The 19739-nt window shown below is 44.9% G+C and carries 20 protein-coding genes and 1 pseudogene; 17 read left to right on the forward strand and 4 right to left on the reverse strand.

What is annotated here, in order from left to right; all coding sequences use genetic code 11:
• Positions 1-88 precede the first annotated feature (88 nt).
• The 6 genes from ACO08K_RS12085 to ACO08K_RS12110 all read left to right on the forward strand — a co-directional run bounded on the left by ACO08K_RS12085 (position 89) and on the right by ACO08K_RS12110 (position 3908).
• Positions 89-289, forward strand: a complete 201-nt coding sequence (locus tag ACO08K_RS12085) for an HTH domain-containing protein (RefSeq protein WP_421796654.1) — start codon at positions 89-91, stop codon at positions 287-289.
• A 143-nt stretch (positions 290-432) separates the two neighbouring features.
• Positions 433-657, forward strand: a complete 225-nt coding sequence (locus tag ACO08K_RS12090; protein WP_421796655.1) for a hypothetical protein — start codon at positions 433-435, stop codon at positions 655-657.
• Positions 658-812: 155 nt separating this feature from the next.
• Positions 813-1004 (forward strand): hypothetical protein, encoded by a 192-nt coding sequence (locus ACO08K_RS12095; RefSeq protein ID WP_421796656.1) that lies wholly within the window; start codon positions 813-815, stop codon positions 1002-1004.
• Positions 1005-1117: 113 nt separating this feature from the next.
• Positions 1118-2263, forward strand: coding sequence for a DUF4221 family protein (locus ACO08K_RS12100; RefSeq protein ID WP_421796657.1), 1146 nt, complete (start codon positions 1118-1120; stop codon positions 2261-2263).
• A gap of 4 nt (positions 2264-2267) precedes the next feature.
• Entirely contained in the window at positions 2268-2744 is a 477-nt protein-coding gene (locus ACO08K_RS12105; RefSeq protein ID WP_421796658.1) for a hypothetical protein, read from the forward strand.
• A 75-nt stretch (positions 2745-2819) separates the two neighbouring features.
• Positions 2820-3908: an efflux RND transporter periplasmic adaptor subunit gene (locus ACO08K_RS12110; protein WP_421796659.1), complete on the forward strand. Its 1089-nt coding sequence runs from the start codon at positions 2820-2822 to the stop codon at positions 3906-3908.
• A 116-nt stretch (positions 3909-4024) separates the two neighbouring features.
• Here the strand turns inward: ACO08K_RS12110 and ACO08K_RS12115 are convergent.
• Positions 4025-4411 (reverse strand): annotated as a pseudogene (locus ACO08K_RS12115) (AAA family ATPase); the annotation flags it as partial.
• Between the two features lie 182 nt (positions 4412-4593).
• On the opposite strand from ACO08K_RS12115, the gene ACO08K_RS12120 reads away from it, so the two are divergent.
• From ACO08K_RS12120 to ACO08K_RS12130, 3 genes are all read left to right on the forward strand, one after another.
• Positions 4594-5031 carry a hypothetical protein gene (locus ACO08K_RS12120; protein WP_421796660.1) on the forward strand — a complete coding sequence of 146 codons (438 nt, stop codon included), beginning with the start codon at positions 4594-4596 and terminating at the stop codon, positions 5029-5031.
• Positions 5032-5326: 295 nt separating this feature from the next.
• Positions 5327-6439, forward strand: a complete 1113-nt coding sequence (locus ACO08K_RS12125) for a 6-bladed beta-propeller (RefSeq protein ID WP_421796661.1) — start codon at positions 5327-5329, stop codon at positions 6437-6439.
• Positions 6440-6462: 23 nt separating this feature from the next.
• Positions 6463-9495, forward strand: coding sequence for an efflux RND transporter permease subunit (locus tag ACO08K_RS12130; RefSeq protein WP_421796662.1), 3033 nt, complete (start codon positions 6463-6465; stop codon positions 9493-9495).
• 57 nt (positions 9496-9552) lie between these two features.
• Here ACO08K_RS12130 and ACO08K_RS12135 read toward each other — a convergent pair whose 3' ends face one another.
• Together ACO08K_RS12135 and aspS are read right to left on the reverse strand one after the other, a co-directional pair.
• Entirely contained in the window at positions 9553-10383 is an 831-nt protein-coding gene (locus ACO08K_RS12135; protein WP_421796663.1) for a tetratricopeptide repeat protein, read from the reverse strand.
• 200 nt (positions 10384-10583) lie between these two features.
• Entirely contained in the window at positions 10584-12347 is a 1764-nt protein-coding gene (gene aspS / locus ACO08K_RS12140) for an aspartate--tRNA ligase (RefSeq protein ID WP_421796664.1), read from the reverse strand.
• A 473-nt stretch (positions 12348-12820) separates the two neighbouring features.
• On the opposite strand from aspS, the gene hemA reads away from it, so the two are divergent.
• On the forward strand, positions 12821-14053 hold the full coding sequence (gene hemA, locus ACO08K_RS12145) for a glutamyl-tRNA reductase (protein WP_421796665.1): 1233 nt from the start codon (positions 12821-12823) through the stop codon (positions 14051-14053).
• Positions 14054-14155: 102 nt separating this feature from the next.
• Complete coding sequence (locus ACO08K_RS12150) at positions 14156-14767, forward strand: DUF4294 domain-containing protein (protein ID WP_421796666.1); 612 nt, start codon at positions 14156-14158, stop codon at positions 14765-14767.
• A gap of 44 nt (positions 14768-14811) precedes the next feature.
• Here the strand turns inward: ACO08K_RS12150 and trmB are convergent, their stop codons facing one another.
• The gene (trmB, locus tag ACO08K_RS12155) at positions 14812-15504 is read right to left on the reverse strand and encodes a tRNA (guanosine(46)-N7)-methyltransferase TrmB (RefSeq protein WP_421796667.1); all 693 of its coding nucleotides are present in this window, start codon (positions 15502-15504) and stop codon (positions 14812-14814) included.
• Positions 15505-15550: 46 nt separating this feature from the next.
• Between trmB and ACO08K_RS12160 the strand changes: the two genes are divergently transcribed.
• From ACO08K_RS12160 to ACO08K_RS12185, 6 genes are all read left to right on the forward strand, one after another.
• Positions 15551-16147 carry a 3-keto-disaccharide hydrolase gene (locus ACO08K_RS12160; RefSeq protein WP_421796668.1) on the forward strand — a complete coding sequence of 199 codons (597 nt, stop codon included), beginning with the start codon at positions 15551-15553 and terminating at the stop codon, positions 16145-16147.
• Positions 16148-16233: 86 nt separating this feature from the next.
• Positions 16234-17652 carry a hypothetical protein gene (locus ACO08K_RS12165; RefSeq protein ID WP_421796669.1) on the forward strand — a complete coding sequence of 473 codons (1419 nt, stop codon included), beginning with the start codon at positions 16234-16236 and terminating at the stop codon, positions 17650-17652.
• A 210-nt stretch (positions 17653-17862) separates the two neighbouring features.
• On the forward strand, positions 17863-18324 hold the full coding sequence (locus ACO08K_RS12170; RefSeq protein ID WP_421796670.1) for a hypothetical protein: 462 nt from the start codon (positions 17863-17865) through the stop codon (positions 18322-18324).
• 17 nt (positions 18325-18341) lie between these two features.
• Positions 18342-18875: a hypothetical protein gene (locus ACO08K_RS12175; RefSeq protein WP_421796671.1), complete on the forward strand. Its 534-nt coding sequence runs from the start codon at positions 18342-18344 to the stop codon at positions 18873-18875.
• The gene (dtd, locus tag ACO08K_RS12180; protein WP_421796672.1) at positions 18875-19327 is read left to right on the forward strand and encodes a D-aminoacyl-tRNA deacylase; all 453 of its coding nucleotides are present in this window, start codon (positions 18875-18877) and stop codon (positions 19325-19327) included. Before ACO08K_RS12175 ends, dtd begins: the two co-directional genes overlap by 1 nt.
• Positions 19327-19668 (forward strand): nucleotide pyrophosphohydrolase, encoded by a 342-nt coding sequence (locus ACO08K_RS12185; protein ID WP_421796673.1) that lies wholly within the window; start codon positions 19327-19329, stop codon positions 19666-19668. The genes dtd and ACO08K_RS12185 overlap by 1 nt, the downstream gene beginning before the upstream one ends.
• The last annotated feature ends 71 nt before the right edge of the window (positions 19669-19739 follow it).

Genomic DNA, 19739 nt, shown 5'->3' on the forward strand with positions numbered 1-19739 from the left:
AAGGGCTTGGTCAAAAACGCTGCGGCAGCCTCTCTTCAACCCTTCAACCCTTCAACTTTTCAACTATAAACCATAAATTAAATACAGTATGAAGTATCAAGAAACGCTCTATCGATTAAACACCTTGCTGGACTGTTTACAGCAACACAAAGAAGTATGTATTGATGAATTGCTTGCATCCCTGCAGGTACCCCGAACGACGCTGACCCGCGACATTGAACGACTACAGAGCCTGGGACATGAGATTGAGTTTTGCAGAAAACGACGAGCTTATATTCTGATCGAATGACAAGTGGTTCGAATGACGAATTTTCCGAATGACAAATGGGGAGGCAACGCACCAAATTCGTCATTCGTCATTCGAGAAATTCGTCATTCCCCAAACCCCAAACTGGTTATTCCTATTTTTTCCAATAAAACACACCATAGTGTATGACTTTTGTAGAAAAACACCAATGCCTGGAAAGGCTGAAGGAGTGGCTGCGCAAAGGGCGCGGGGGAAGCTTGAAAGAACTGGCGGATGCTTTTGATGTATCCACCCGGACGATGAAAAGATGGATCGCGGAAATCAGGAAATATGAGGGCTGGAATATTGAATACTGCCGGCTGGCGAATAGGTATGAGGTGAGGGGAATGGAGAAAGAAGAGAAAGTTTGAATTTTCTTGATTATTCCGTTTTTTGTCCCCGAAGGATTTTTTATTTGTATAGACTTATAGAAGAAACAAGCTGAACTTCATCAGCTTGCAAAATGCTAAGAAGTTCGTTTCTATTGGAATCTAAGATTTCGATTACTTAACTAAATTCAAATATCATGAAAAAGTTTTTTTTAATGCTAGTGTTAGCAGGAAGTTCTTTTTTTACTTTAAATGCTTATGTTGATGAAGACGCTGGTGATGGTGGGTGTGGCTGTAAGGATAAACTGTGCGTTTACAACAGTTGTAAATGTGAGACATCGTGTAAGAATTCCGGTTCAGAATGTGCAGGTATTAAAGATTGCAAGTAACAATCGATCATGTCTCTTGTAATTCTTTTCCTGTAAAATTTGCAAAAGCTTCTTCCAGGTACCTAAGCAATTTAGGTACTTGGATTTTCGTAACAACTTTGATTTTCTTCAAAATGTCAATTGCGAGCAAACCATATTTTCTGTTGAGTTGCATAATTGCATCAACTGCATTTTTTTCTTGTGGTAAAGAAGATCGTAGTGCAGTGAGTTATAGCTATAATTACACGCTTAAGCCTGTCAAAATTGAAAAAATTCGAGCAGATGAATACACCAGTTTTCAAACCATGTCGAGCCCTCAAATTGTTACAGACTCAAACGGTGAGTATTTTACCTTCTTTAATAGCCATTCTTATCAGTTGTATTTATATGATTTGGAATCATTGAAATTAGTGAAAAAAATAAAATTATTTAAAGACGGCCCGAATGGAATAGGAGAGTGTAAAGGCGGAGTTTTTTTACATCGGCTCGACTCTATATTTGTTTCAGACAACTATAAAATTTTCCTGCTTGATTCATTAGGAATTAAAAAGAATTCTTATTCATTGGAAAGCCTTGATCCATCTGCAATATCTTTCTTTAATTTAACATCTTTACCTTTCATTCAAAATGGTAAGATGTACATGGAAGTTGCCCCAGATTTAGATCCTTTTACTATTAGTAATTTTGAATATTTTCCTGTAATATTAGAGCTTAATCTTCAGAACTCAAGTAAACGGTTCGTCTGCCAGTTGCCGGAGCAGTATTCAAAAGAAAACTATGCGCCCAACTTTTTAATAGGAGGTTTTTGTTTTAATTCTAAATCAGATTTACTATCAGTAACGTATCCCATCTCAAGTAATGTTTATCAGTTTAACCTAAATGGAGATGCTATTGATCGGCTTGAGTGTTATTCTCGATATGAGCAAAGTACCTTTCTAGAAGGTACAAAAAAAATGGAAACTTCTTTTTTGGAAAGAACTAAATTTTACTTAACTAACAATTCTTACGACTTTATATTTTACGATAAATTTAGAGATAATTACATAAGGATATTAATGAAAAAAATCAGCGAAGATGATTTTATTAATAAAAAATGGAAGAAACAAGCTTCAGCAATGATTTTAGATGGGCAATTTAATGTTATTGGGGAGCAAGACCTAGAGGAAAGCTTTTATATCCCTTTTTGGGGTTTCACAAAAAAGAATATCATTCTTCTAGAGTGGAAAGAACAAGATGAAAATAATTTTTATCTTCATTTTATGAACTACACACAAAAATAAACTTATGCAAAGATACCTTCTATTCTTATTTTTGTTATCATTATGTTTTTGTAAACAAGTCACAAAACAACCTATTGAGTCAAACGAAAGTGATTATTCGATTAGCGCTCAAAATGCGGTTGATTTTTTTCCTGACGTTTGTGAATACAAATTCATGCTAATTGTTCCATTAGATGAGGTGATGTGCAGTAGTTGTTCAGAATATTCATTGAAATGGGCCTCTGAATATGTGCAAAATGGAAACTGTAAAATCGTGATTTATCGAAAATCCAACAAGCTTTTGAACGCAATACTGATGAAAAAAGAGATTGATAAGTTTTTTTTGTTAAACGAAAACGTAGTAGTTAATGGGTATGAAAAACTCCTTGAAAAGAAAAAAATGTTGTTCAGACCCATGGTTTTGCAATGTGAAAATGAAATGGTCAAAATAACTGAATTAATGCCACTAAATATAGAAGGCGTTTTGAAATCTATTAAATAATCATAAATTTATTTAAGTATCTTACTTTTTTGTGAATTAGATGCGAAAGTTGAAGAGACTTAAAATAAAGTAAACATGACCTATTGTCGATTCATAAGTTTGATCAAATACACGTGTGTCGGTTTAATTCTTTGCACCTTACTCCAGTGTAAGCCTTCTTCGCCCAAAATCGAAGAAGGCAAAGCTGCCACTGCCTCTATAGGCAGCACCACAACGAGTGTTACCACCACCCCATCCACCTTCTCCACCCTCGCCTACACCGTCCACGCCTCTGGCCGTATCCAACCCCACTTCACCGAACTGCTCCTCTCCGAGCGCTCTGGCCTGCTCCTCACTTGCCGTGCCCACAACAACCAGGCCATCAAAAAAGATGAAATCATTGCCACAATCGAAAGCACCGCTCTAGAGCTCCGCCGTGAAAAACTCCTCATCCAGCAGTACAACGCCCAAAAAGAATACGAAAGCCAGCTACTCGGCTATGAAAGCCTACTCAAGGGTAAAAGCCCCCAGGAAGCCGAAGAAGTACGCAAAAAACTACGCGCTTCCGCCGGGCTGTCGGGCATTGAAGTAGAACTCAAGGAACTGGACTACGAAAAGCAACAAAGCACTATCCGTGCGCCAGTCAGCGGGGTACTCAGTGATGTAAAGGTACAGGCAGGCATGCACATCAAGGCGGGGCAGGAATTGTTCCGCATCCATTCTGCGCAGGATTTGTACGCGGAGGTGAAGGTATTGGAATCAGACCTACCCTTGCTGCGCATCGGGCAAAGTGCGGAGGTACAGCCCCTGGCTATGCCCGCCAAAACCTACGCCGCTACCCTTAGCGAGATCAACCCTGGTGTGGATGCAAATGGCATGATCCAGGTTCGTTTAAAAATCAGGAGCCCAGCGGGTTTGCTGCCCGGCATGAATGTAGAAGCCAGTGTAAATGTCCCGCAAAAGAAAGCGGTGGTGGTACCCAAAGCGGCGGTCGTACTACGTGGAGGCCGCCCCGTGGTGTTCACCTATGAGGATGGCTTGGCCAAGTGGAACTACGTGACGACTGGGCTGGACAATGGCCGGGAAATTGAAATTGTGGAGGGGATTAAGGCTGGAATGGAGGTGATTACTTCGAATAATTTGCAGATTTCGCATGATGCGAAAGTTGAAAAGTTGAAACATTGAAAAGAGGCTACCGCAGCATCTTTGACAAGATTGGCATCTTTTAATGAGAATCGGAGGGCTGTCGTACGCCATAAAGTATTAAGGGCCTGACACTTCAAACCCCAGTTCCATTTATCCTCAATCCACAGCCCCTTGAACAATTCCCTGCTCCTGAGGTACAACTCCTGCATCGTAGCAATGGTGATGGACTTGCTAAAGCGGCGAGGACGGGAGAGGAAATACGCTCCAGGGCTTTGACAAATTTGGTAGATGCACCGCGTTTTATCAATGTACTTGAAATCGTATTCGATGATCTTCCGAAAATCTTGTAAACCAACGGGAAGCTTTTTGAGTGCCATACCAGACTGAGTTTGATGACAGAGATAAATAAAAAGACGTGGTTCTGGCCGGGCGACGTAAACCAATTTTAGAACACCCCCTTTTGCGTGTTTAGTGATTTTAGGACGAGATAATATTAAAGCTGGGTAGAGGTGATTACTTGGAATAATTTGCAAATTTTGCATGATGTGCTAGGGAGAAAATTGGTAAGGAAAATCCAGGTGATGTTGAAAAAAATTTCATTTTTTCTCGCTCATTCCGTTTTTTGTCCCCAAGTGCGGTTTTATTTGTTTAGAGTTCAACACCAGATTGGACTTGGCGGATTCCGAAAAGCCGAGAGAGTAGGAATATGCAAATTGGATGAAAAATGATCAAGACAATTTTTAAAATTACAGCCGTTCTAACTCTTCTTGTACTGGGAGGGATGCCAAACAATTTGTCTTCTCAAAGCTTTAATGAATTTGCTGATGGCGCATCAGATGCTTGGCATCAAGCAACTTCATCATCAGGCGATGACGGCGGGACAAATCCGTATGACAGTGCATATGAAGAATCTACTAGTGGAAGCTCTTCTTGTAATTGCGGAGTACCTGCTGTCAAAAATGCGATGCCTATTGCGGGTCAATCTAAGGAGGTTACTATTTGGAAAGCCGAATTAAGGTCAGTATGGAGTTGGACTCAGCTTAAATATGTTACAGTCAGTGTAAAAGTAGAAAAAAGGTGCTATGTAACACCATATTCATGCATGTATGTGAAGATGGAAGTGGGACCATGTTGCGCTTGCGTCCAATCAGTTTGTGGTTGAATACGCAGTTTGTTTGAATTGTTATATTGCACTCTGCCAAGTATTGTGCATGCCTATGCACACCTCCTAGCCTCCTTAAGCTGTTGCCACTACTCTATGCACAAAACTCGGCGGAGCGCAGTATAAAATTACCGGGCTTTAGCACTTTTAGAAATACTTGCACCATTTTCTGGGTAGTGAGGTTTAATCTAACAAAAATAAGGGAAGAGGTTAAAATCACTTAATCACTTCCTTTTTCTTCAAAATATCATTGCACAATACTCGGTTAGCTTAACCATACGTTAAATGAATCTATATGAATAAGTCAAGATATTTTTTAACATTCGCCACTATTTCAATGTTGATTTTTTTATGTTATATTCTGTTTCTGAATAAGAAAGCTATATTTGTAAAAAATGGAGTTTTAACACTAAAGACTTGTAATTTTGAAAACACATCTAAAATAAATACCATAATTGATACTTTTTTTTACATAGCCCTGCACGATAAAACGGGCTTCTTTAATACATTGGGAGACTTGAATGATGTAAAAATACACAATGATACCCTATGGGTTTTAGACTCGAAATTTAATTTATTCGCTTTCCAAAAAAATGGTCAAATAATTGGTCAGGTAAATAAAAATGGAGACGGACCCGGGAGAACACTGCAAATATCGGATTTTGAGGTTCTAAATGGAAAAGTTTATACGTTAGAAATGTCTAAAAGTTTCTTACAAGTATATGACGGAAAAACCTTCGAATACATTAAAAATATAAATTTAGCCCCTGAATTTACTTATAGCGACTTGGCTTATTGCAATGAACAATGGTTCTTTTTCGCTCCTAGTGCTTTATCAGATAATGCCTTGCATGTTTATTCATACGATTTCAAACTTAAATATAAGTTATTAAGTCATGTAGTCAACAACAAAAGGATGCTTTTGGTGCCTCCTAAGCCTTTGATTTTAAATAACAAAAAAATGACTGTAAACTTAATGTTCAATGATACTCTGTTTGGGTTTGATGAGAACAATAGAATTTTGCCCAAATTGGTCGTAGATTTGTGTGACAATAAGTTGACAAATGACGATAAAAAAAGAATAGAGAGGACTTCAGCAACCGAACTCATGAATAACCTTCAAAATTATTTGAGAATCTTTAATCTCCAAGAAAACACTAGTTCTTTTTGGCTAAGTACAATGAGTAAAAACAAGAAATACAATGATATTCTTTTTGATAAAAAAACTGGACGATATAAAAATTTAGAAAACGTAGAATATATTAAAAAACAACCATTGTCCATAAATTTTATCGCTAATTATCAAGACTATTTTATTAGTACACTGAATGAAGATCAAATGGCGAAAATTGATTTTAGTATAAAGCCCTTAGGTGTTTTACAATTTATTAAATTTAAAACACTTTAAATTGCGCCCTATTCCCAAAACAGATGACCCGATATTTAGTCCAACGCCCCATCGCCGTTCTCCTTTGCTTCAGCGTCCTGATCGTATTCGGCCTGGCCGCCTTGCGCCTGCTTCCTATTTCCCTGCTCCCCAACATCGACGTTCCCCAAATCCTCATCCGGGTCAACTACCCCAATACTTCTGCTGCTACCCTGGAAGAAAACGTGGTAAAGGGCATTCGTGAAAACCTGCTCTCGCTCCAGGGCATTCAAAACATCGAAAGCAAATGTGCCAATCACAGTGCTTTGCTCTACCTCACTTTTGACTTCAAAACCCGCATGGATCTGGCTTACATCGAGGCCAACGAAAAAATCGATCGGCTCAGTAGCTTCCTGCCCCGCGATATGCCTCGCCCGCAGGTGATGCGCATCAATACTTCCGACATTCCTATTGTGCGCGTTCAGGTCATTCCGCAGCGTCGCGAAACATACCTCGAAATCGCAGAACTAACCGAAAAAGTACTCAAAAAACGCCTCGAACAGTTGGAAGGGGTATCCCTGGTAGACATCAATGGCAAACGTAGCGGACTGATCGCGGTGACGCCCAACCCAGCAGCTCTACGCGCCTTGAACACCGACGAATCGGCACTTAGCGCCGCCATCCAGGGGGCCAATCAGGAGTTGGGCAGCCTTTCCATTCGCGATGGGCAATACCGCTACTTCGTCAAAGTCGCCAATCGGCTCGAAACCCCGAGCGACATCGCACGCCTGCCCGTGCGTACACCCGGTGGGATCGTACCCCTGGAGCGCCTGGCCCGGGTCGAACCCATCACCGAACGCCCCAGTGGCTACCACCTCTACAATGGGCAAGAAGGGCTGGTCATTACGGTGCAAAAACAACCCTTGTCCAAAATGAACGAACTGACCCCACGCATCGTGGAGGTGGTCGAATCTTTTCGCAAGGATTACCCCCAGGTGCGTTTTGCCATGACCCAGGATCAAAGTTTTTTGCTCCACGCGGGCATCGACAATTTGTACCAAGACCTGTTGTATGGCGGCATTCTTGCCGTTGCTGTGCTTTTTCTCTTTCTGGGCAATTGGGCCTCACCTACCCTGATGAGCATCAGCATACCAGTGTCTTTGATCATTACTTTTGTGTTCTTCTGGGCCTTTGGCATCTCGCTCAACATCATCTCCTTGTCGGGTTTGGCACTGGGCATCGGCATGTTGATCGACAACTCCATCGTGGTGCTGGACAACATCACCCGCAAGCGCCGCAGCGGGTTGAGCATGCTCGACAGCTGTGTGGTCGGGGTACAGGAAGTCACCGCCCCCGTCATCAGTCAGGTATTGACCACCGTGGCCGTTTATGCACCGCTGGTGCTAATGAGCGGCTTGGCGGGTGCCTTGGTATACGACCAGGCCATCGCCCTGAGCATCTCGCTGGGCGTTTCGCTATTGGTGGCTTTTGTATTGGCACCGCTGCTTTACAGTTTGTTTTTGCGCAGCGAACCCGAAAAATTACGCGAGGATACCCGCTTTTTCCGCTGGGTAGCGAAGGGCTATCACCGCATGATTCATTGGGTATTCAGGCACAAGGTTGTGGTCCTGACTTTCACCCTCTTGCTCATGGGCTTGGGCTTTTGGATGTTGGCGAAGTCGCCAGTATCCGCTCTGCCCCGCATTGAGCGCCGCGAAACCCTCTTGCACCTGGATTGGAACGAGCCCATTGATGCCGAAGAGAACCTACGGCGGGTGCGGGAATTGGACAAAAGTATGGGCAAATCTGCCCAGGTACGCGAAGTGGAAATTGGGCTACGCCAATTTTTACTCCAGCAAGAAGACAATGCGGTTGCCCGCGCCGATTTTTATTACGCCTGTAAAAATCAACAAGCTCGCGAAGAACTGGATGCACGTATGGCTCAATGGCTAAAGCGGCATTATCCACGCTGCATTTTTGAATTGCGCGATGCCCCCAATGCTTTCACCCAATTGTTCAGCAGCAATGCGCCATATTTTGAAGCCAAAATCAAACCTGCCAATGGCCGCTTTAATGCTAGCTCTTTAGAAGCCCTCAATGCCCAGCTGCCCCAATTGTTGGCCTTAAAAGGGCAAAAGGGGGCAGGCTTGCAGGAAGAACCGGGCATTGAATTGTTGATTGATGCGGATAAAATGGCGTTTTATGGGATTTCCAGCGCCAGTGTACGGGATCAATTGCAGCGCCTCTTTGGCCAGTTCAACATCACCGAGATCAAACGTTTTGGCGAGGTCAAGCCGATTCGATTTCAAGCCAAAGAGACCAGCAATTGGCAGGAAAAACTGGAACAAAACATTGTGGGGCAAAACAATCAATATTACCCCTTAAAGACCTTCGTACAGGTGCAAAGCCGGAGCAATTTTAAATTCATCACCGCCGATAAAAGTGGAGAGTACAAATCGGTTGATTTTAGTGACCCGGGCTTGAATTATGAACAAGTGCAAGATCAGTTGGCTACCTGGGGAAAAAAATATGGGTTCAGCCTGGATTTTGGCGGGCGCTATTTTGAGTCCAGGGAAAACCTGCGTCTGTTGCTCCAGATTTTCGCCATTTCCATTGTGCTCCTTTATTTCATTTTAGCAGTACAGTTTGAAAACCTGGTGCAACCCTTGCTAGTCATGCTGACCATGCCCCTGGGGGTTTTTGGAGCCATGCTTCTGCTGTATGCCAATGGGGCAGCCCTGGATGTGATGGCGGCCATTGGTTTTGTTGTCGTGTTGGGCATCATTGTGGATGACCCTATTCTGAAAGTGGACACCATCAATCGACTTTTGGCGCAATACGAGCTGGCGGGTATGCCCCGTAGGCAGGCCTTGGATCGCGCCATTCACGATGCAGGTGAAATTTGCCTCAAGCCACTTTTGATGACTTCGCTGACTACCAGTTTGGCGCTGGTGCCAGTGCTTTTCACCAGTGGCATCGGAGCCGATTTGCAAAAAACGCTGGTGTACGTCATTGTAGGTGGCTTGACCATTGGTACGTTTTTTACCACTTGTTTTATTCCGCTGGTTTATTGGCTGGCAGCGAAAAAGAGTTCCTGAGGAAAGGAAAGGATAAAAAGAATTAAGGTAGGTTGAACACTTATTTTTAACCCACTACTAATGCCGCTCCAAAGCGAAATACTGCCTCAAGGTAATGATTGTCCAGGCCCGCAGCACCTGTTCGACATGCGCTTCCTGTTTGGCCGCGATGGCCACCAGCAAATTTTCCTCCTCCTTTTGGAATAAGTCTCCGCTGTAAAACTCCTGCAATTTATCGTTGTACACCTGTTTTTGCACCCGTGCAGCCTTTGACCAGATTTCAAAGCCCAAATGCGCTTCCACACACAAACGTTCCAGAGTTTGGATGTCCTTTTTCGTTGGGCTTTCCAGCCAGCAGGAGAAGGTGAAATAAAGGGAGCGTTGCTGAAGGCCCAATTCGGCATGTACCGGATAGCGGCGACGTTTGGCCACATTGTAACCAATTACTTGCCGGTCAAAGACCACAACATCTAAAAAGTGGCGGTCAGAATCTGGGTGTGGAATGCTGGTGATTTGTGCCCGGGCGGGGTCAAGAGGTTTAGCCCAAATCATTTCAAATAAACCACTGTGGGTAAGTTGTAATGAGATCAGAGCTGAGCGCGGGTTACTGGGGCCGAATTTTGACCATACCGAATTGGCCAATCGATCTTTTCCCAGCGCCACCGCAGTAATGCCTAAGGTCCACCAGGTATCCGCCAAACTTGCATCGAGAGAAAGGGCTTTTTTGGCGTAATACATGGCCGGTTTCCACTCCCCCCGTTTTTTGTAAATCTCCGCCAACTGCACATACGCTTCCACGACCTCTGGAGCCAGCTTAATGCAGCGTTTGTACAACTTCACTGCGTTGTACACATCGCCGCGGGCATCGTATTCGCGGGCTTGAGCGAGCAAGAGGGCGTGGTCGGACATGTTTGTTGTTCTAGAGATCTTTCTGTTGCAATAATAGGCAATAAGTGACAGCAAGGGAGGATTTGATAAAAAAAAGTCCTTGGGCAGTGCTTTTGCAGCGCCCAAGGACTCATCCAAAATTTCAGCTTTAATTGGCTTTATTGCTCTTCTGTGCCTTTTAAGGGGCGACAAAAAAATAAGTGTTCATATTGACCATTGCCTTAAGGCTTCACCGTCACCGCCAAGTTCAACTCCTTCAACTGCGCATCCGCAATCCCGGAAGGTGCATCAATCATCATATCTCTACCCTGGTTGTTTTTCGGGAAGGCGATAAAGTCGCGGATCGAGTTTTGGCCATTCATTACGGAGCAAAGGCGGTCAAAACCAAAGGCGATGCCCCCGTGTGGTGGCGCGCCAAATTCAAATGCCCCCAGCAAGAAGCCGAACTGCGCTTCAGCTTCTTCGTCACTGAAGCCCAAAAGGCTAAAGTTTTTCATTTGCAGGTCACGATCGAAAATCCGAATCGAGCCCCCGCCAATTTCGACACCGTTCAACACCAAATCGTAGGCGTCAGCGCGCAAGCCCTTCAGGACATCGCGGTCGTTAGAAGCCATTTTGGCCACGTCATCTGGCTTGGGTGAAGTGAAGGGGTGGTGCATGGCATAAAAACGCTCGGTGTCTTCGTCCCATTCCAGAAGCGGGAAGTCCAGCACCCAGAGTGGTTTGAAGTCGCCAGCTTTCATCAAGCCCATGCGGCGCCCCATTTCCAGGCGCAGCTCGCCCAGTTGTTTGCGGGTTTTTTCTTCTTCACCTGCCATGATGAGCATCAAGTCACCCGGTTTTGCATCCAGGTGCTTCGCCCAATCGCGGAGTTGATCTTCACTGAAAAACTTGTCGACGGAAGACTTCAAGGTTCCGTCGGTATTGTAGCGAACGTACACCAAACCTTTTGCACCAATTTGGGGGCGTTTTACCCACTCGGTCAGCTCATCTACCTGCTTGCGCGTGTAGTCAGCCTGGCCTGTGGCATTGATGCCTACGACCAATTCTGCGCTATCAAACACCACAAATCCTTTCCCTTTGGTCAAATCGGTCAGATCAGCGAAAGGCATACCGAAGCGCAGGTCGGGTTTGTCGGAACCATACAGGCGCATGGCATCATCGTAAGACATCCGGGGGAAATCGCCCAATTCCAAACCCAGGGTATGTAAAAACAAATGGCGAGTCAACGCTTCGAAGGTATTCAAAATATCCTCCCGAGTGACAAATGCCATCTCGCAGTCGATTTGGGTAAACTCCGGCTGACGATCTGCGCGTAAGTCTTCATCCCGGAAACACTTCACGATCTGAAAATAGCGGTCGAAACCAGCTACCATCAAAATCTGCTTGAAGGTTTGTGGAGATTGGGGCAAGGCATAAAACTGCCCTGGGTTCATGCGGCTAGGTACTACAAAGTCGCGGGCACCTTCTGGTGTACTTTTGATCAAAAAAGGTGTTTCGACCTCAATGAAGTTTTGATCAGACAAAAACTTGCGCACTTCCAGCGCCAATTTGGAGCGGAAGATCAGGTTATTTTGCACCGGGCTGCGCCGCAAATCCAGGTAGCGGTATTTCATACGGAGGTCGTCGCCACCGTCGGTTTCATCTTCAATGGTGAAGGGAGGCACTTTGGAGGAATTGAGCACCCGCAGGGATTGGGTCACAATCTCAATATCGCCAGTAGCCCGATTGGGGTTTTTATTGCTGCGTTCACGCACGGTACCTTCAATCTCGATGACGAACTCGCGGCCCAATTTGCGGGCCTGTTCACACAAGCCAGCATTTTCTTCCATGCTGAACACCAACTGGGTAATGCCGTAACGGTCTCGCAGATCCAAAAAGGTCATGGCACCAAAATCACGGGTGGTTTGCACCCATCCACTCAATTTCACAGTCTTGCTGACATCGGCGATACGCAGGTCGCCGCAGGTATGCGTACGGTACATAAAATGAAAGGTTTGAAAGTTCCAACTTAACAAAGTCCCTGAGTGCCAGGTTCCCTGAAAGCGTGGCGCAAAAGTAAGGCTTTACGTCATAAGAAGGTCAAAATACTTTTGGAAATGACAAATTTGAAATTGTTTTGACGCAAAACCGAATCCGACCTTAAATTTATTGCGTTTATATCAGCGGAAAGGGTTGACTTTTGTCAGTGCATGCTAAAAATCACCGCCGTTTTTTTGCAGGGAAAATGTCAAGAAATCCAAGGTCTCAGAAATACAATTTAGATTTCGTCCAAATAATCGAATTGTATAATGTTGTTACAGAACCGTGACATTATTTCCCAAGCGGCATTCTATTTTTGCATCGTTCATTCAGTAGACACCGTAAGTACCGGATAAAAAGTCAATCATCCCAAACCCTTGCGAGAATTAACCGCTTAGTAATTCAACAGTGTCATTTTTTTTAAGCAAACAAGGTTATGTTAGACAATTACAAAATCCTTACGGTCACCCACAAACGTGTAAACTTACACAGCATCAGTGAGTTTGTGGTCAAAACCTCCGACCCCTCGGCGTTGAAGATGCGCTTGCAGGACCTTAAGGAACAATTTGGTTTGGATGAGCTTTTGTATTTGTCTACTTGCAATCGGGTGATGTACTTCTTTCACACCGAACGCAAATTGGACCTGGTTTTTGCCGTAGAGTTTTTCAAGCAAGTCAATCCACAACTCGAAGACGAAGTTTTAGGCACGCTGGAAGATAGCGTACAGATTCTGGAAGGTATGGATGCCCTGGAGCATTACTTCACTGTTTCTGCTTCGATGGATTCGATGGTGATTGGAGAGCGCCAAATTTTGGGTCAACTCCGCGACGCTTACGACCAATGCAAAGAATGGGGCCTCATCGGCGACAACCTGCGCATGGCGATGGATCAGGCCGTAGCCGTTGCCAAGTCGATCTACTCCAATACCCGCATCGGCGATAAGCCTGTTTCAGTAGCTTCATTGGCCATCCAAAAAATGATGCGTTACCACCTGCCCAAGGAGGCGCGTATCCTGATAGTGGGTGCTGGACAGACCAACGCCTTGATCGCCAAGTTTTTGGACAAACACCATTACACCGAAGTAGCTGTATTCAACCGTACGGTTGCCAAAGCGGAAGAAATTGCTGCTATTTTCCCACATGGTCGTGCATTTGACCTGAATGCGCTGCACAGCTACAGCGAAGGTTTTGATGCACTCATCGTTTGTACTGCTGCCACTGAACCAGTTATCACCCCTGAGCTTTATCCACAATTGTTGAATGGGGAAACTGGCGCCAAAGTTTTAATCGACTTATCCATTCCACACAATATCGCCCCCGAAGTCGTAAACACTTACGAAAACCACTACATCGAAATTGAAGGCCTGCGTGCTTTAGCTAAAGAAAACCTCGCTTTCCGCGAACTAGAGGTACAAAAAGCCAAAGCGATGTTGGAAGATTTCATCGAAGAACTGCCTAAAGTGTTCCAACAACGCCGTTTGGAAATTGCGATGCGTCAGGTTCCCGTTGAAATCAAAGCCGTAAAAGATCGTGCACTGAACGAAGTATTCCACAAAGAGGTCGCCCAGTTGGACACCAATACCCGCGATTTGCTGGAGCGCATGCTGGAATACATGGAGAAAAAGTGCATTGGTATCCCGATGAAGGCAGCTAAAGAAGTGATTTTTTAGGTAGACCTGATCATAAAGTATATTCCATCTTGAACAATATTTACCATCTCCTTTGCATTGAACATGCAAAGGAGATTCCTGTTTTAATGTAGAACGTAAATCATGAAATATTTCTTCACCTTGCTGCTGTGTTTGTTGGCCTTCGTCTGGAGCTTTGCCCAGGAAAGCAACAAAGGAAAAGTGACCATCAAAGGCCAGACTTACGACTACATCATTGACGACGGTGGAGATACCTTAATTATGGCAGGTTTGGGTGAGGTATCCATCACTTCCCTGCGCTCCTTCGATTCTGAAGAGGATTATAAAAAATACCGCAAATACCGCCGTTATGCTTACTCTGTCTATCCGTATGCAGTGGAAGCGGTACGCATTTTTCGGGAAGTGGAAGCCGTAACCAATGACATCAAAAAAGGCCAAAAGCGCAAATACATCAAAGCACAACAGGAAGACCTGGAGGAAAAATTTGAACAGCCCCTCAAAAAACTCACCCGCACCCAAGGCATGCTGCTGATCAAAATGATCGAGCGTGAACTGGATACGCCAATGTATGATTTGGTAAAAGGATTGCGCGGCGGCTGGACAGCGACATATTGGAATGTGTTGGGGGGATTTTATGGCCACCACCTCAAAGAGGGCTACGAACGAGGCAAAGATCCAATGCTGGATATCGTGCTGGATGATTTGAACCTGACCTACGGGCAAAAAAAACAGTAGGGGCAACCCTACATGGTTGCCCGGTTATCGTGACGGGCCGCCCGTCACGATAACCGAAATTGCACATATTTTATGGTTTTTTGCTCCGCCAAATGCATCCGCTCGTAATACGTTTTGATTTCCAACTCAGGCAGCGGCAACTCCTTCGCATAAATATCATCATCATTGTACAGCAAGGTCGCTTCGGGGTAATCCCGGATCACCATTAACGTAAACTCATATAAGGTGGGGTCATCCGTTTTGAGGTGTACGATACCTCCGGCGGGCATCATCTTGCGGTACCGATCCAAAAAAGCAGGCGAAGTCAGGCGGCGATTGGTTTTGCTGTTGCGCAAAAAAGGATCCGGGAAAGTGATCCAGATCTCATCCACCTCCCCTTCCGCAAAGAAATACATGATTTGTTCGATGCGTGTACGCAGGAAGGCTACATTGTGCAGTTGTTTTTGTAAGGCGGCCAGTGCCCCTTTCCAAATACGGGCCCCTTTGATGTCCACCCCAATGAAATTCCGTTCGGGATACATTTCACCCAGCGCCACCGAATATTCTCCCCGGCCACAAGCCAGTTCGAGGGTAAGTGGGGCATCATTTTTAAAATGACCAGCCTTCCACTGGCCTTTCAAGTCCACAATTTGGCCGTTCTCTCCAGCCAATTGGGGATTTCCCGAATCGAAGTTTTCATAAACATTCGGGAATGACAACAACTCTGCAAATTTCTGTAGCTTATTCCGCTTGCTCATAACGGGTATTGTCCTATTTTGGGGTGCAAAACTAAAACATTAGCGCATGAAAATTTCACATACCCTTTTTTTTCTCCTCTTGATCCTCGGTTTTGGGCAATTGAATGCCCAGAAATCCAAGATGAAAAAGATTTTTAACGGTAAAAACCTCGAGGGTTGGGTCGTTCCAGCGCCAGAATCTTGCTGGACAGTATCCAAGGGAGTGTTGTTGGTCAAAAGTGAACCCACCAAAAAGGGAGCCATCTTGTGGACGGAAAAATCCTATCAAAACTTTGTCCTGCAGGCCGAATTTTTGATGGGTGAAGGTACCGTAGATTCGGGTTTTTTCCTGCGCTCCGAAAATGACCAGATCCAGATTGGCATTTCTGGTTCCCTCAAAAGAGACATGACGGGCTCGCCTTACATTCCCAAACTGCGCTACCCGGTTGAAGCTACTGGAGTCAAGGAGTTACTCAAGCCCAAAGATTGGAATTCACTCCAAATCAAGGTGATCGGCAATACTTACACCGCCTACCTCAATGGCAAACAAGTAATGACCTACACCTCAGAAGGGATGGCAACTTCTGGCCCCATTGGCATCCAACTGCACCCTGGCAACGAAATGTCAATCAGCTATCGGAAGATTTTGCTGGCAGAATTGTAAAATTCCTGCCCACAGGCAGACAAATTCCACGGAAATTGTAGCCGAAATCCAACTACAATTGTTATTTTTAGATAAAACCATCGGTTATGAAGTATTTGCTGCTCATTTTCGCCTTGTTGGCAACGCTAAAAATATCGGCACAACAGGTTGTGGTATCCGAGGAATTGCCCTTGCGCAACGATGTGTCCTATGATGTGATTGGAGAGCTCAAAGGTCGGGTGCTCTTGTTCCGCAACCGCATGGATAAATTTGAAATCCAGGCTTTTGACGAAAACATGCGCAGCAGTTGGAGCAAGGAGATTGAGTTGGAAAAACGCCAGCCTTCGGTGATTGGAGTCAACAATTTGCGCGATAGCTTCACCGTCATTTACCACCACCGCGATAAGGGCAATACCATTCTTCGGGCGGATCATTTCGATCCTTCGGCCAATAAAAAACAAACTTTGTTGCTGAAAGATTACGGCTTCACTTTTTTTACCCCCAATTTCCACTGGGAACGCAGCGAAGACCGCAGCAAGGTTTTGGTCTACCACATCGACCGGAACACTTTCAATGTACTGGTGTTTGACAATGCCTCTTTCAAGGTCTTGTGGGAAAAAAGTTTCCAGGTCGACGATTTTACCGAAGGGGTTGACGTCTTGCATATGTTGGTAAGCAATGACGGCGAAATGTACATGGTACTCGAAAAGGACAATGTACTTAGCCGGCGGGAAAAACACCGCTTTGACCTATTTATAGCGGACAGCAGCACCCCAATCCTGAACCAGATTGCCCTGTTTATGCAGGATAAGGTGACTTACGACGTCAAATTCATCATCGACAACCGCAACAAACGTTTCTGTGCAGGTGGCCTCTACTTCGAACGCAATATTGAACGTGCCGAAGGGTATTTCCACCTTAGTATACCGCGTAGCGATTTATTGACCCACCGCTTGCGCTTTCATCCCTTCGACGACAGCTTCGTTTCTGATCTGGAAGGGAAGGAAATTCGCCAGAATCGAGGGCTCGTCGAAGTGGGCATCAATGAAATTGTTTTGCGCCAGGATGGCGGCATGCTCATCCTCGGGGAAGAAAATCGCAACTCAACCCGTTTTTCTACCAACGTGCCCCGCATGGGTTTTGACAACGTAAGCCGCAGTACCATTGATTATTACTACAATGATATTTTTGCCATTTCTATACACCCCGATGGTGAAGAGCATTGGAAGAAGGTGTTGTACAAAAAGCAATATTCGCAGGATGACGATGGGGCTTATTCTTCCTTTTTCCTGTTTAAAACGCCCGCCAATGTGCGCTTGATTTTTAATGACGAAATCAAATTTGAAAATACCGTCAGCGAATACGTAGTAAAAGGAACTGGCGACAACGAGCGGCACAGTTTGTTGAGCACCGAATTGCTCAAATTGCGCCTGCGTTTTCGGGATGCCATTCAAATTGCTGGTGATAAAATGGTGGTGCCCAGCGAACGACGGGGCCAACTGCGGGTGGCAAAAATTAGTCTATAAGGGGCGATAAAAAAATAAATTGTTCATTTTGCCAGAGGATTAGATAAGTAAACGGTTCAATTTAAGTGTCTTATCTAATCCTCTGGCTCAGGAAAAATGAACATTTATTTTTGCCCCACTACTAAGTAAACTTAATTCTCTGATCGATCGTTTTTTCAGAGCATGGTTAATTTTTATACTTTTGCCCTAACAAATAAAATGGCGTACAAAATGAAAAAAACTTTGTTGATAGCCAGTCTCGTGCTTGGTTTTGTGAGTATGATTGGTTCAAGTGTACAAGCCCAGGATGCCAAAAGCCTCTGGACGACCCTGGCTAAAGTCACCTTTAAGAAGCAATACGACGAAATGTTGGGCTTCAAAGTGGATGTACCCATCTTTAGCCCCGAAATCAAGTCCCTCGAAGGAAAAGCAGTCGAAATCAAAGGCTACATCATTCCAGTGGAAGGCTACCGGGGGCAAAAAGAGTTTGTCTTTTCTGCCTTCCCTTACAACATGTGTTTCTTTTGTGGAGGCGCAGGGCCAGAAACGGTGATGGAAGTCATTTCCAAAGAGCCCATCAAATACACGACCGAAGCCATCACCATCAAGGGAAAACTGGACTTGAACGCCAACGACATCAACCGCCTGATGTATGGGCTTAAAGATGCAGAGTTGGTGAAAAGTGCCAAGTAGGGTTAAACCAATTCCATATGAAAAAGGGGTTTATGCTGTTCCTGGCTTTATTGTTGGTACAATTGAGCCAGGGGCAGTCTGCCGTAGACTTTCCTCAAAACTGGCTGGGCAATTGGGAGGGTGAGCTAAGCTGGTACGCTGGAAACAGCAATTCTCCCAAAAAAGTGAAGATGCAGCTCAATATTCAGCCTGCTGACACCCTTGGACACTATACCTGGCAACTGATCTACGGCGAACAATCCGAAGACAATCGGCCCTATATCCTCAAACCAGTGGATGCCTCAAAAGGGCATTGGGTGATTGATGAACGCAATGGTATTGCCTTGGATCAATTTTGGACCGGGCCAGTATTCAGTGGTGCATTCAGCGTGCAAGGGAGCACCATCATCAACAATTATAAGCTGGAGAAAGACCGCCTGATCGTTGAATTTTACAGCTTGCAGACCAAAGCAGTGCGGCAAAGTGGCAACGGTACCCAGGAGTCGCCCAATGTCGATAGTTACGCCGTACGCAGTTACCAAAAAGCCATCCTGAAACGCAAAAAGAAATAATGCGCCTCGTCATCCAAAGAGTCAGCGAAGCCTCCGTCACCATCGAGGGAAAAATAAAATCAGCCATTGAAACGGGGCTTTTAATCCTCGTAGGCATTGAGGATGCCGATACCGCCGAAGACATTGAGTGGTTGTGCAATAAAGTGATCAACCTAAGGATTTTTCCAGATGATAACGGCGTAATGAACCGCTCGGTATTGGAGGCCCAAGGAGGCCTTTTGGTGGTCAGCCAATTTACCTTGCACGCCAGCACCAAAAAAGGCAATCGCCCCTCTTACATCCGAGCCTCCAAACCCGATTTTGCCATCCCCATGTACGAGGCTTTTGTACAAAAACTCGAAACCCTTTCCGGTATTTCCGTCGGCACTGGTGAATTTGGTGCGGATATGAAAGTCCGCCTGCTCAACGACGGCCCGGTCACCATCCTCATCGACAGCAAAAACAAGGAATAATGCAGTTAAGTGAAGCCCAAAAAACCGTAGACGAGTGGATCAACACCATCGGCATCCGGTACTACCAGGAATTGACCAATACAGCCATCCTGATGGAAGAGGTGGGTGAAGTCGCCCGCCTGATGGCCCGGATGTACGGCGAGCAGTCTTTCAAAAATCCAGCGGATGCGTTGACTGCTGAAGAGGATTTGGCCGATGAAATGGCAGATGTGTTGTTTGTGCTCATTTGTCTGGCCAATCAAACCGGGGTGGATTTGACGGAGGCGCTGCGGAAAAATTTGGAAAAAAAGACGAAGCGGGACGCACAGCGGCACGCGGATAATGAAAAATTGAAATCATAGCCCTATACTCAAATCTAAAAATACCAATTCAATTATTAACGAAATTTAAATGTTAATTTTTAGATTTTGCA

This window comes from Haliscomenobacter sp. (genome assembly GCF_965225875.1).
Lineage (GTDB): Bacteria > Bacteroidota > Bacteroidia > Chitinophagales > Saprospiraceae > Haliscomenobacter.